Source organism: Blautia sp. AF32-4BH, from assembly GCF_003460565.1.
Taxonomy (GTDB): domain Bacteria; phylum Bacillota; class Clostridia; order Lachnospirales; family Lachnospiraceae; genus Fusicatenibacter; species Fusicatenibacter saccharivorans.
In genome coordinates this window covers 1-13,492 of the sequence record NZ_QTVL01000018.1, presented here as the reverse complement: position 1 = coordinate 13,492, position 13,492 = coordinate 1, and the positions used below count along the sequence as shown (strand labels likewise).

General features: G+C 38.8%; 10 protein-coding genes and 1 pseudogene. 7 read left to right on the top strand and 4 right to left on the bottom strand.

Annotated features, from left to right (window positions below; genetic code table 11):
• Window positions 1-25: 25 nt before the first annotated feature.
• The 6 genes from DWZ44_RS15810 (at window position 26) to DWZ44_RS18500 (ending at window position 11,550) form a co-directional block, all read left to right on the top strand.
• Window positions 26-1,171 (top strand): DUF7601 domain-containing protein, encoded by a 1,146-nt coding sequence (locus DWZ44_RS15810; protein ID WP_117805299.1) that lies wholly within the window; start codon window positions 26-28, stop codon window positions 1,169-1,171.
• Window positions 1,172-1,313: 142 nt separating this feature from the next.
• Window positions 1,314-2,234 carry a class B sortase gene (gene srtB / locus DWZ44_RS15805; protein WP_117805298.1) on the top strand — a complete coding sequence of 307 codons (921 nt, stop codon included), beginning with the start codon at window positions 1,314-1,316 and terminating at the stop codon, window positions 2,232-2,234.
• The gene (locus tag DWZ44_RS15800; RefSeq protein ID WP_117805297.1) at window positions 2,231-2,911 is read left to right on the top strand and encodes an FctA domain-containing protein; all 681 of its coding nucleotides are present in this window, start codon (window positions 2,231-2,233) and stop codon (window positions 2,909-2,911) included. The genes srtB and DWZ44_RS15800 overlap by 4 nt, the downstream gene beginning before the upstream one ends.
• Window positions 2,912-2,995: 84 nt before the next feature.
• On the top strand, window positions 2,996-4,444 hold the full coding sequence (locus DWZ44_RS15795) for an Rrf2 family transcriptional regulator (protein WP_117805296.1): 1,449 nt from the start codon (window positions 2,996-2,998) through the stop codon (window positions 4,442-4,444).
• Window positions 4,445-4,477: 33 nt separating this feature from the next.
• The gene (locus DWZ44_RS15790) at window positions 4,478-10,588 is read left to right on the top strand and encodes a SpaA isopeptide-forming pilin-related protein (RefSeq protein ID WP_243002122.1); all 6,111 of its coding nucleotides are present in this window, start codon (window positions 4,478-4,480) and stop codon (window positions 10,586-10,588) included.
• A gap of 677 nt (window positions 10,589-11,265) precedes the next feature.
• Window positions 11,266-11,550, top strand: coding sequence for a hypothetical protein (locus tag DWZ44_RS18500; protein ID WP_199608707.1), 285 nt, complete (start codon window positions 11,266-11,268; stop codon window positions 11,548-11,550).
• A 45-nt stretch (window positions 11,551-11,595) separates the two neighbouring features.
• Here DWZ44_RS18500 and DWZ44_RS15780 read toward each other — a convergent pair whose 3' ends face one another.
• From DWZ44_RS15780 to DWZ44_RS15765, 4 genes and pseudogenes are all read right to left on the bottom strand, one after another.
• On the bottom strand, window positions 11,596-11,874 hold the full coding sequence (locus DWZ44_RS15780) for a helix-turn-helix domain-containing protein (RefSeq protein ID WP_092072478.1): 279 nt from the start codon (window positions 11,872-11,874) through the stop codon (window positions 11,596-11,598).
• Between the two features lie 4 nt (window positions 11,875-11,878).
• Window positions 11,879-12,052 (bottom strand): annotated as a pseudogene (locus DWZ44_RS15775) (dUTP diphosphatase); the annotation flags it as partial.
• An 8-nt stretch (window positions 12,053-12,060) separates the two neighbouring features.
• On the bottom strand, window positions 12,061-12,387 hold the full coding sequence (locus DWZ44_RS15770) for a hypothetical protein (RefSeq protein ID WP_029471619.1): 327 nt from the start codon (window positions 12,385-12,387) through the stop codon (window positions 12,061-12,063).
• A gap of 29 nt (window positions 12,388-12,416) precedes the next feature.
• Window positions 12,417-12,584, bottom strand: a complete 168-nt coding sequence (locus tag DWZ44_RS15765; RefSeq protein ID WP_242998373.1) for a hypothetical protein — start codon at window positions 12,582-12,584, stop codon at window positions 12,417-12,419.
• A gap of 189 nt (window positions 12,585-12,773) precedes the next feature.
• Between DWZ44_RS15765 and DWZ44_RS15760 the strand changes: the two genes are divergently transcribed.
• Entirely contained in the window at window positions 12,774-13,376 is a 603-nt protein-coding gene (locus DWZ44_RS15760) for a Type 1 glutamine amidotransferase-like domain-containing protein (RefSeq protein WP_117805294.1), read from the top strand.
• The last annotated feature ends 116 nt before the right edge of the window (window positions 13,377-13,492 follow it).

Genomic DNA, 13,492 nt, shown 5'->3' with positions numbered 1-13,492 from the left:
TATTATTTACAAGGGAGGAATCACTATGGGCATGAATAAAATGTTCAAAAAAGTGCTCGCAGTTGTTGCTGCTGGTGCCATGACGATGGGAATGGCAATGCCAACATTTGCGGCTGATCCGGGCAAGACAACGGAGGCATGGATTACTAAGACCTACAAGACAGAGGCCGGAAAGGCTGAGAAGTTTAGCTTTACAGCAGAGCAGGTCAAGACAGGAACTGGTATAATTACAACAGATGCAGCGGTTACTATGCCGGAGATATCATTTACCGATACTGAAACAGGAATAATTTCTAGGAGAGGTCAGATTACATTTCCGATATATCAAGAAGCAGGAAAGTATGAGTATACTGTAAAAGAGATACAGACAGCAGATCCAGCAGTAGTCAACGGTGATCATGAAAAAATGATCATGTCAGGGGCTGAGTATACAATGGATGTATATGTTACAGATGGTGCAACTGGTACAGAAATTTCTAATATCGTTGTAAATAAAGTGAGAGATGATGAAGGTCAGACAGATACTGGTAAAGTAGATATTGGAAATACCGATACTAATACTTTCAACTTTACTAACACTTATGTACAGGAAGCTGGTACAGGTACAAATCCTACAGATCCAGATCCGACTTATAATAAGTTTGGCTCTTTGAATGTGTCTAAAAAGATTGTTAATGCAAATGGTACAACAACAACTCCTGACGATGAGTTCGCTTTCACAGCAACATTTGCATTCCCGGATGGAACAGATGCAAACACACTTGGCGGAATCAAGGCTGCTAATGGAGATACTGTTACATCTGTTGAGGGCGGAACATACACATTCAAGTTGAAAGCAAATGAAAACATGAAGTTCACTGGTGTTCCAGTAGGAACAATAATTACTGTAAAAGAGTCTGCAGCTAAAAACTATAAAGGTAGTGCAGTGATTACTATCAATGGTACTCAGTTGACTCCTGTTAGTGCTACAAAATATAGTACAGAACTTACAGTGGTAAATAAGGAAAAATTAGGTCGGAAACAGAATACCGTTGATGTAACCAATACATACAACGATGTACCTGTAACTGGTATCATCATGAACACTCTTCCATACGTTCTGATGATTGCACTTTGCGGTGTAGCACTGATTGCTTTTGTAGGATTCAAACGCAGAAGATTACAGAAATAATAAAATATAGCAACCAGGAAAGGGGATGTGTGCGGCGTTGCTCCGCCGCATCCCTTTTTGCTAATTTTGCGAGCAAATTGGTCAGATGAACCAGTTTTGATAAATATAAAAGAAACAGAAATGGTGAAAGGAACTTGTACATATGCTTCGGATGAAGAAAGTGCTGAAAGGAATTATCAGAGGATTAGACCATATTGTAAACTTCACAGCCTTATCGCTGATTCTTGCAGCCATGTTTCTCTCAGGTTATATGCTGTGGGACTCCCACCAGGTATACCAGACAGCAGATGCAAAGAACTATGAAGCATATATTCCGACAGAAAAGAATACAAAATCTTTTGAAGAATTACAGAAAATCAATCCGGATGTGATTGGATGGATACGAGTGAATGACACAAATATCAATTATCCACTGGTGCAGACGGACAATGATGATACTTATATGAATACAGATGCGGAAGGAAACTATTCCTTAAGCGGAGCAATCTTTTTACATTGTGCAAATAAGCCGGATTTTTCGGATTTTGATAATATTATATATGGTCACCATATGGAAAAGCACATGATGTTTGGAGATATCGGTGAATTTACAAATGAACAGTATTTCAACGAACATCCATATGGAAATCTGTTCTTTGATGGAAAAAATCATGGAATTGAATTCTACGCATTGTTACAGGTAGATGCTTATAATGAGACGATTTTCAATGTGTGTCTGGACACACCAGAAGCGAAACAGGAGTATCTGCAGGAAATCGAGAACAATGTTTTATATAAAAGAGATATGAATATAACGGAAGATGATCATCTGGTTTTGCTGACCACCTGTACATCGGATATGACAAATGGAAGAAATATCCTGATGGGACGCTTAACAGATCAGATATATCCGGAAAAAGAAAAAGCCAAAAACGTAGGTACAGGAATTGATGAACTGAAAAATGCAGTAGGAAAAGTGCCAGTTATTGTATGGTTTATCCTGATTGTCCTTGTACTGATGCTGATAGCAAGACAGATAGAAAAGAAAAGAAACAAGAAGAAAGAAGGAGAGGGAGAAGCATGAGAACAACACGTTTGACAAAAATAGCCATGGTTATATTCCTGTCCATGATATTCTTTCTGGGTGTTCAAAAACCAGTACTGGCAGCTGGCAAAAACACAACAGTGAAAATACCAGTGGAACAGATATTTGAAGCGAACAATTCTGTAGATGCTGACAAAACAGGCTCTTATGTTTTAATAGCAGATCAGATACAAAATCCAATGCCGGAGGGAAGCAATGGAAGAACATTTACCTGGAATATGAGTGGCAATTCTTCTACAGAGCTGATTATGAATGTCGGACAGGCAGGAGAATATCATTACAAGCTGTACCAGGCAACAGAGAATAAAGAAAATTATACATATGATTCAAAAACCTATGATGTAACGATTGAAGGATTCTTTGATTCCAATAATGAACTGATGGCGGTAACAGTGGTCAAAAATGAAAATGGAGATAAAGTATCGAAGGTTTCATTCAAAAACTCGTATACCGGTCAAACTGGTAAAAATCAAAACCCGGTTCCATCTTCCCCAAGATCAAAGGATATTATTCATAATGGTTCGCCGGTAAAGACAGGTGATGATAGTCCGGTTGCAGGCTATTTGTTCTTATTCTTTGGCTCAGTTATCTGCCTTTGCGGATTACTCATGGAGAAGCAGAAGAACAGGAAGGAAGATGCGAAAAATGAGGCATAAGAATTGGAAAACATATTTGAATCTTCCTGTTTCAATCAATGAGTTTATGTACGGGACAAAGAAAAAAGAGAGAGGTGAGCACTTATGCAGCTTACAAATACAACGGATTATGCAATCAGGATTGTCTGTTATTTGGCAATAAAAAAGCGCAGGGTTACAACGGCAAAATTAGCTTCTGAATTAAAGATTCCGGAGAGCTATATTCCCAAAATCACAAAGCAGTTAAAAAAAGAGAAGATTATTTCAGCTTCTGAAGGTATCAGTGGAGGATATGCCCTTGCCAAAAATTCAGAAAAGATTTCTTTATTTGATGTCATATCATGTATGGAATCAACAATGGCAATCAGTCGCTGTCTTGAAAAGGATGGATTTTGCTCCAGAAACTATACGGATTGCTGTAAAGTACATCAAGTCTTATTGGACTTACAGAACACTTACAATAACCGATTAGAAAATGTGAAAATCTCTGATATTATCAGACCTGGGAAAGATGAATATTTTGGGCGATTTTATATCATTCTGAAAGTTAATTTAGCGGAAAACAGTTATGAATGTATCTATTCTCATAACAGGGGGATTTATGATGATGTAAAAACTGCAGGAACATATGATGATTTTCTGAAAGTATATTGTGAAAAATATGTATGTGAAAAGGATTGTGAAAAACTGCAGGAATTTTTGAAAAGCGATTCGTTGACAGAGCATTTGAAAAAGGGCTGTTCAGAAGAAGATATCGTTTATCAAAGAAGAAGCGAGAAAAACTCAGAGACTTATGTTTGGATGGAAGTAAAAAGATTTGTGGATGAAAATGAGAAAACTGCTGTTATTACATTCCATAATGCAAAAGTTATTCCTAACACAATTGTAAATATGGAACGGGAATTAAGACAAAAAGCACAGGATGAGACAAAACAGTATTGGAAAATGGTTTCGCTTCTGGCTGCAGTGTTGAATCACAATAATCTTATAGAAACAGAACATCAGGATGATATCTGTTTTTATACAAAACAAGTGTATCTTCAACTACAGAAAAACTATCCGGAGTATGGGATTACAGAGGAAGAAATAGAAAATGTCTCTCATCTGTCTCCGATTCATGATATTGGAAAAATCCGTGTGCCGATAGAGATATTGAACAAAAACGGTAAATTAACAGCTGATGAGATGGAAATTGTAAAGCAGCATCCTCTTACAGGGGCAGAGATGACATTGCGGTTTCCACGAGGAGCTACGACAGAAAAACTTAATAAGTATAGCTATGAAATATGCAGATATCACCATGAAAGATATGATGGTTCTGGTTACCCGGATGGACTAAAAGGTGATGAAATACCACTTTGTGCTCAGGTAGTAGGCCTTGTGGATGCTTATGATGCATTGGTCAGTGTACGCCCCTATAAAAGAAAATTAAAGCATGAAGAAGCCATAAGAATGATTGCCAACGGTGAATGTGGTGTATTTTCAAAAAAACTATTGCAGTGCTTTATAGCAGCGGCAATGCAGAAGGAATGGATAAAAAAGGCAGATAGTTGAGAAAAGGAAAATATGTTTTTAGGAGGAATTTGTGTGAAGAGGAAAAAGAGATGGCTAAGATGGATAGCCTGGACACTTTTATTGGTTTTGTGCATGAATAGCGCAGGAACGACAGTTTTGGCAGTTTCAGTGGAAGAAGAGAATATTCCAAATATAAATAGTACTCAAGAGGGTGAAATGCGCACAGAAGATTTTATTCCGGAGGAAAGTACATCATTGTCGGAAGAGACGTCGAAAGAAGAAAATACTTCGCCATCAGAAGAGACTCCTGGAGAGGAAATCACCCCGCCATTAGAAGAGACTCCTGGAGAGGAAATCACCCCGCCATTAGAAGAGATTCCGGAGGAAGAAATTACTCCATCCCAGGGAGAGCTTTCAGAAGAAGAAAAAGCCTTCGAGGAGCAGATTGCACAAGAGGAATCACCGAAACTTCAGGAGATTTCCGAAGGATTTGATATTGATTTTTATGTCATTATTGATGGAAACAAGGTAAAGCTTCAGCATAATGACATTACCGGCATTGCAACATGGAAAGACGGAAGAACTACCTACTATGGTGTTTCCATCGAGGACCTGCTCCTGATATATGAAGAATTTGGATTTGTGAAAAATGGTGAGAATCAGAATCCGGATGCAAATAATAAGTTTGTATCTGCATACCGGGGAAAAAGCGGGATAGAATACGGAAAAGTTTATACAGACACAGAATCCGGAAAGACATATGTTTCTTACAATTATGGACAGAATAAACAAGGGGAAGCGATAGATGTTTACTACCTTCCAAATGGAAAAGGCCTTGCATTAAATTTAAAAGATTCTGTAAAAAAGGACAACTCGTTTTATTCCGTAGAGGTAAAGGGAGAAGGGCAGGATCGGATTCGTTATGCATTAACAGGAACTGTAGTGGAAGAAGCTGTGGCTGATTTTAATCCCCAATTGTCGGACCAGACAGACCAGATCGAATGGACCTGTATGGGAACAGATGATAAGGTGATAGATGGTATACGGGAATCAGGGAACCAGACGAGGTTCACAATCGGAAAGATCACACAGTCTTATGTGATCCAGAGAGCGGATCAGACAGCCTTTGACATTCAGTTTTATATATATGCAGACAATGAGGTTCGAAAGCTGCCGGCTGATTCACTGAAAAAGGTGTATAAATGGAACCGTCAGGGCAGATGCTATTTATCTGTCAGTGATCTTGCTGAGATTTATAGAGAGTTCGGCTTGAATGCAGAGGAAACACAGTCCGGAAATTATTTTCCATATACAGTCCGTGGTGAGAAGACATTAGCACAGGCGACAGTGGTAACTTATAAAGGACAGCAATATGTATCTTATAACCTGGACAAGCAGGAAGCAACTGTACCAACAGACGTTTATTATATGCCAAAAGGAGCATCTGATGGCGAAAAAATTCCGGATAATAATTCAGACCAGATTAAGCAGAATAAGAACAGTTTCTATTCGGTTACAGTGATCAATCCGGATGGAAATCGAACTGTGAGTTACTATAAGAAAGATTCTGCGGTCACAATTTCCGTTGATCCTGGAGATACGAAGGAAAGCGACTGGCTTTGTGCCAGTGAGGATGAAAATAAAACAATTTCTCCGGTGAAACAGGGCGATAAACTAACCTTTTCTATTGGAAAGATAGAGCAACCATATACGGTTGCATGCAACACTTTTGCACCAGTAACCTTGAACATTAAATTCTATACTTTTGTAAATAATGAGAGATATAATGTTCTAAACGAAGAAATTCCTGTTATAAAAGATACTACAACAAAGCCGGGAACAGTTTATTATTATATTTCTAATGATGAGTTAAAAAAGCATTTTGAAAAATTTCATTACGATGGTTCTATTCAAAATGAAGCAAAAGAGCGTTTTTATTATTCCAAGAGAGATTACGATACAATCCATAATGCAGGGAAATACACGATAGAAGGTCATGAATGTATTTATATAGGAAAGTCCGGAGAGCCGATGGATGTGTATTACCTGCCAAATGGAGAAAAAATTGATACCATGAGTGCAAAGACCTTATTCGAACACGACAATGATAGCTATAACGGTTTTTACAGTGTGACAGTACAGGATGAAGATGGACAGGTTTACAGCGAAACAGCTTTGCGTGATCTTCCGGCAATTGATTTTGTTGCAAGAAAGTCAACACTTACAAGAACAGTTAGTACAAAGCCGCGTGTAGAAGAACAAACGCAGGATATAAACTGGGAATGCAGAAAGGAAGATGGTACTCTTTCAGAAGTTACATGGAGTAAAAATGAAGCAAAGCATACCATGAGCTTTACTATTAAGCCAGATGATGCAGTACGTCCATATGTGATTGTTCCTGATAATACAGAAAAACCGGCAGCAACAAAAGAAGCAAATATTAGTTTTTATGTATTTATCGATGGACATTATAAGCTGATAAAAAATATTAATGCTGAGCAGCATTACATAATCAAAGCAAACAGTGGCCGAGCCAGTCGTTATTATTTGCGAGCTACACCAGATGATACGATTTCTAAAATTTACAGTGAGTTTGGTTTCACTCCGAGCAAGCTGGAGCCCGGCGCAGATCAGAAAGAGAAGATTCTGTTTGGTTATGCGACAGACAGCCGTGTGTTTGTACAGCACCCTTATAAGGACAACGATGGTACATGGTATATTCCTGTCCTGAAAAACGGGAAAGATGTATCTGTCTATTATTTCTCACAGCCAAACCCACTGAATCCAGACAGAATCGAAAATTATTTTGATCGTTTGACAGGACTTTCTTCTCAGGTTGGGCTGGCAGGAAGACATTTCAGTGTAGAGGGAAGTTTTCATCTGATTGAAGTGTTGGATCCACTGAACCTGACCAAAAGAGAGGCGATTAAGAGACAGTATGTAGGCCATGGGGAAGCATATACTGTGGAAGTACCAAAGAGGGCAAGTTTAGAAGGTGAGTATTATGGCAAGGAGATTGTCTGGAGTTGTACATCTAATGACAGGGACGAAAATGAGGTTCTTCCGGAACCGTCCGGAGATGATAAGGTAAAATTTGAAATTCCGAATGTTAACTCATCTTATGAGGTGATCGCAGACAAACCGCTGGAGTCTGGGGCAGTCAGGGTTATCTATAATACAACTCGTTATATGAAGAAACTTCCTAAGGAAGCTAAGTTGACCCCTCAGGTTGAGAATAAGACAAGACACACAGATGATTATGAGAATGAAATAGAAGCTGGAAAACATAACGTTAAGTCACCATATCCTCTGGTTTATGATCATGAAGATAATGACAGCAAAGAGTTGGAACAGTATGAATTCGATCATTGGGATTACAGAAACAAAGACGGAAAGTGGCAGGAATGCGGTGCAGGGGATTCTATTTCTGATCTTATAAATAATAATGCAAGACAGCCAATCACCCTCTATGCAGCGTGGCGTAAGGTGAGTAACCAAAATCGAAAACAGGTACAGTTTTATATCTGTAAGTCAGCGATGCCGGAAGATGGTTCAGTAGCATTACCAACCACGAATGTAGACGATTATACAAGTGCGGTTGCCGTGGCAAACTGTAATGTGAAGGCAAGTATATTGCATGATGTTCCAGTTCTTGGAAATAAGAATCCATCTACGTGGGAACAGTATGCGGATGGAAATAAGAGAGTGCAAGAACTTTTGCAGGGAACTAAACCAGATGAGGGATATATTGGAAATGGAGACTATATCTACAAGATAGATAGAATTCCTTCCGATGAAGAGGTATTCCAGACAATTCGTGAAAGCGGACGTATGATTCGTATCGGAGACAGGGAGATTCCGCCATCGAAATTAGATACCGAATTCTTCACCATTTATTGGTATTCTTTCAAAAGTGAAATGTCCGATGGGTGGCATATTGACGGACGTATTGTAGCAAAAAATGGTTACCTGACAGTAAAGAAAGATTTTGTCGGAATGCCGGAAGCAATAGAGGAAGTCAAGAAAGATTATTATATCCAGGTAGATATGGATGAAAAGCTTTTAGATGGAAAACCGCAGCCACCTGCATTTCATGAGCATATGAAACTTGTGCTTCCTTCAGAAGATAGCCAGAAACCGGATGCAGAAGCTCCGCAAGCGGAGGATGCTCCAATAGAAGTTGTAGGTACATGGACAGATGAAACACATACAAGCTGTACGTGGATCGTTAAGGCGGACTCATTCTGGAAATACACATTAAAAGAGTACAACTATAAGCCAAAAGATTCGAATGTGAAATTTTCAGGTTGGTACAATGTTCGCAATTCTCATGAAGAAGGAGATAATGTAAATTCATGGGAAGCATATCCAGAAAGTGGAATTAAATTCACAGGACGTGGAATTGGACGCGGTGGTGAAACTCTTACTATTGAATTGGAGAACCGTTATCAGAAAGAGGGAATACTCACACTGAACAAATTTGATGAGTCTACCGGACAAGGAATGGAGAAGATCAATTTTGCTGTTAGTAAGAACGGTGTTGAGGAGGAAGCGGTAACAACTGATAAATACGGAATCGCACAACTTCATATTCCGTTACAAGATGAGAACAAACAGAATCGAACAGCAACTGAGACGTATTTGTTGCGAGAGACAAACTTACCGACGGGATATGTAGACACAGGAGATATACAGATCACAGTTGAGATTGCCAATGGAGCATTCAAAATCACTGATGCAAAACTGGTGGATAGGAAGGCTAACGAAAATCAGGAGGCTGTTAAGGCACCAGTTGATGGTAAGATAGACGGAAAATCTGTTCTGCTTCAGCGGGGAGATACCAGTCTTAATATCCGAAATTTTGCTAAAACAGGCACTCTGCATATCAAAAAGACATGGGAAAATCCAAATGATGCACTGACGGAAAAACAGGTGAAAATCAGATTGTATCAGAATGGAATTTCTACAGGACAGGAATTCTTGCTGAATGAAGAGAACGGATGGGAACACACAGTCGACAATGTTCCACTATTCCAGGACAGAATTCCGGTGGAATATAAGGTGGAAGAAATCGAGATAGGAAAGACACATTATTCTTCGGAATACGGTGATGGTTTCCTATATTATGAAGTTATTTATCCAGAGATTCAGTATTTCGATTCAAATGGGCAACAATTATTCCCGAAGGATGAGAATGAGTTCAAGGATGTTTCCAAGATGGAACTGGAAGTGCAGAATCTGCATTTCAATCTTGCTGAACGAAGTTTCTTAAAGACGGATGATCTTCTAAGAAACCGACTTGCTGGTGCAGGTTTTCTGTTCTATAAAGTACCGTATGATGATGTTACGAAAGAATATGCAGATGATACAGGATATACAGTAGATTATGACAATACACAGAGCAAGGACGATATCGTTCTGAAAAAGGATGGAAAAACGTGTACGACGTATCGTTCCTTAGAAACAGATGAAAATGGAATGCTTCAATTACCGGAGGACTTTGAGAACGGACGATACTGGATGGTAGAATCTGTTACTCCAAACAAAAAGGACAAAGCAGATAAAACCAAAACACAGTATCAGGATAACTTTAATTTATATATGGTCGATGTAGAATCCGATATTTTATTCCTATATGAGAAATCATCGATGACAAATACCTGGAGAGCTGTTTCGGACAGACATATCGTTAATCATCCGCAAAAAGGCGGGGTGACGGTTGAGATTACAAAGGAAGTCACTGGTCCACTTGGAAACCGCAAGAAGCCATTTGATATGGAAATTCTCTATTGGGAAGATGGTCAAAAGCTGCGTAGCAAGACAATTAGAACTTCTTTGAAACATGGAGATAAAGTTACATTAAAAAATGTAGATATATCTTCGGATATCATAATAACAGAAACTGTTGATACATCAAAATACGCTGTTTCGATTTCTAAAAAAGAAGAGAATGATAAGTATTCAAATCCAGTGCAGGCAACATCGAATGGAAATACAGCTGTCATGAAGCAGCGGATTGAGGCTGCACGAGGAGACGTGATTGAGTTAAAAATCACAAACGAAAACACACAATTAATACCGGAAACAGGGGTTCGTCTGGAAACAAGCAGGCATGTATGGTTACTATTTGCCATAAGTATTATCATGATTCTGTTTTTCAGAAGAAGACGGAAAATAAGATAAACACTGCTATGGAACAAAACTTGCAAAAATACATCAGACATTTTACATGTTTGTTGCATTGGAATAAAAAAAATAAACCACTATAATAATGGTATGCTCCCCGTCAAGAGGACAATAAAAAATAATAAATTTTTGTATCGTCAGCCATGCTATGGCTGGCGATATTTTAGTTTGTGCGCCATGGGCGCGCTCTAACGGGTGAAAGTCCCGAACACGCCTAGGCGACAAGGAAGTGTATAGCTGAACAGCAAGGGTGTCTATCGTAAGGTAGAATCTGAAGGAAGCTGTAAGCAAACTCTTGGTCCGACGGACAGAAATCACATATGAGGCTAGACAGATGTACAATCCATCTGTCTGTTTGCCGTGCAAAAAAACAGATAACAAAATGAAAAAAGCAAAATACAAGTGAGATTTTACCTACTTGCATTCTGCTTTTTTTAATTTTTAGATTAACTTAATGACATTGATCTTGCAGCTCTTTTTTTAGTGAATCGTGGAGCTGGTATTCTGCCTGATGCTTGGTACGGTAAGCTTTTGGATTTTTTGCAGATTTGCAATCTTCAATCACTTTACGGCAGAGCCGGTAAGAATCGCAGTGTTTTTGAATGACTTTCTGTGTACTCAGCTCACTGGTGATTTGAGCTATTCTCTGATCAGTCGCTTTAACAGAAGAAGCAATGAATCCGGAAGAAGATATAACTAATATTATTATGTATAAGGGTAATAGAAATTTTCTGATGCAATTTTTAGTAACAAGTTGCAAAAAAATGAAGGTGTATCATGTTGGTGACTCCCAGAATCGGGAAATGATTTTAGATAAATTCAGATTAGCTCTTTTAAATGAAGAGTATATTATTTCCACGGATATTCAGGAAATATTAGGACGTGGTTCTGTCTTGTCATTCCGGCAATCATTGCTGTATAAATTTTCTAAATCAAAGTTAGAGAAAATGTCTGCATAAAACAAATTCGTTTTACGCAGACGTTTTTTAGCTAGCGGGGAAAAATCAACCCAACTCTGCCCCAAGTTCATACCTCCAATACTCCGCGGCCTCATACTCTCTGGGTTCTGAGAGTACCGGTACGGTAAAGAGTTCAACCGGAACACCGAGTGTTGATGCGAAGAGTTTCATAAGATCCTCTTTCGGTGTTCGGACATCGCTTTCGTACTGAGCAATCCGGACATCGGCACAGCTGTCGGGAAAGCCAACAGCCATGCCAAGTTCTTTCTGAGTAAGATGATTTTTCTGTCTTAAGTGTTTTAATTTTCTTCCAAATGTAATCATAGTATTATTCTCCTGTACTTCCAAATGCCCCAGTTCCTCGTCCTTCACCAAGGTCCAGGACAAAGTCTGCGATCACGACTGGTGTGATTACCAGCTGACCGACGCGTGTGTCTTTATGAATGGTCTGAGAAGATGTGCTCACGTTACTGATAATGGCATGGATCTCACCACGGTAAGATAGCTGTTTCAATGTGATCCATAGGCCTGTTCCTCCTTTACCAGAGCTTTTAAAAGAATCAGATAATTGATGCAGTCTGTGATCTTTTCATCCCACTGTTCCATGTCAAAATGTAACAGAGTGGAATAACACATATCGTAAAGGGATACGACATGTTTCGACATCATACCGGCCAGTGCTGCTTTTGGATCGCAGTTTTGTAAAGCGGCAGCAATCTTGAATGCACTGAGGCGGTCAATATTGTCACCGGTATATTCTTTCTTTTTATGTGCTAGGATATCAGCACATTTCCTCATTTGAAGTTCAAATACAACATTAAATTCTTCTTGTGTCATGTAATAGTTCCTCCTTCGTTTTGTGATAGTTATCGTTCGAGATCTTTGGTTTTTGATCTCGCTGCTTCTGGAATCTGCATCTGAAGAATGGCATCAACATTCTGATCGGCAGTATCCAGATCTTTTAATTTTTCTTTCAAGCTGCTTATTGCTTCTTCTTCGGAAGCTATCTGCTGTTGCAGTTTTTCTTTTTGCAAAACACAAAACTCTGGATGAAATGCTGCAAGAGTGGAAAGGGGCAAGCCAGTTTATTATTGTCATGGATACTTGGTTCGAAAGATTGATGACAGAATAATAGATGCTGTGATAGAATGAAGAAAACGATTTGAAGTGCAAATCGAAGTTTGGAGAATTGAGAAAATCTGAATTTATAAAGGAGAATATTGATGAAACTATTTTTATGTTCGCATTTTTCAAGTGTAGGAAGTCTGATAAAGGAAGAAATTGAAAATAAGAAAGTCGCATTTATTCCAACAGCTTCGCTGCGTGAAGGCTACACCGGTTATGTCGGCTCGGCTCGAAAATTATTCAAAAAGTTGGGAGCAATCGTAACTGAAATTGATATTTCAACGGAGGCTTATTCAACGATACAGTCTGTTTTTGAAGATGCAGATGTGATATATTTTACCGGCGGAAATTCTTTTTTTCTTATGGACCGGCTCCGTAAAACGGGAACTGATGGGCTGCTGAAAAAGGAATTGGCAAATGGAAAATTGATGATCGGCGAGTCGGCAGGCGCAATTATATGCGCTCCAAGCATCCAATATATCCAGCAAATGGATGAAAAGCCGGAGGACTACTCACAAGAAGATGATGCAGGGCTTGATTTGATTGATTTCTATGTTCTTCCGCATTATCTTACAGCACCATTTAAGAAAGTTACCGAGAAAATAATGACTGAGTTTTCGGATTTGAATCTATGCCCAATTAACAACTGTCAGGGAATTGTAATTGACGGTGACGGTTCAAAGGTTATTTGCAAAGACTAATTTGAAAATTCAAGTTTGGAGAATTGAAAAAAACGGAATTTACCTATTAAGATATATAAACTGTTGACAATAAAGCTCCTATATAGTATGTTTTTAATAAACTACTATATAGGAGC

Excerpts from the sequence above, each read along its gene's own strand:
- DWZ44_RS15810 (WP_117805299.1), top strand. The coding sequence starts at position 26 with ATGGGCATGAATAAAATGTTCAAAAAAGTGCTCGCAGTTGTTGCTGCT.
- DWZ44_RS18500 (WP_199608707.1), top strand. The coding sequence starts at position 11,266 with ATGAATCCGGAAGAAGATATAACTAATATTATTATGTATAAGGGTAAT.
- DWZ44_RS15780 (WP_092072478.1), bottom strand. The coding sequence starts at position 11,874 with ATGATTACATTTGGAAGAAAATTAAAACACTTAAGACAGAAAAATCAT.
- DWZ44_RS15760 (WP_117805294.1), top strand. The coding sequence starts at position 12,774 with ATGAAACTATTTTTATGTTCGCATTTTTCAAGTGTAGGAAGTCTGATA.
- DWZ44_RS15800 (WP_117805297.1), top strand. The coding sequence starts at position 2,231 with ATGAGAACAACACGTTTGACAAAAATAGCCATGGTTATATTCCTGTCC.
- DWZ44_RS15795 (WP_117805296.1), top strand. The coding sequence starts at position 2,996 with ATGCAGCTTACAAATACAACGGATTATGCAATCAGGATTGTCTGTTAT.
- srtB (WP_117805298.1), top strand. The coding sequence starts at position 1,314 with ATGCTTCGGATGAAGAAAGTGCTGAAAGGAATTATCAGAGGATTAGAC.
- DWZ44_RS15770 (WP_029471619.1), bottom strand. The coding sequence starts at position 12,387 with ATGACACAAGAAGAATTTAATGTTGTATTTGAACTTCAAATGAGGAAA.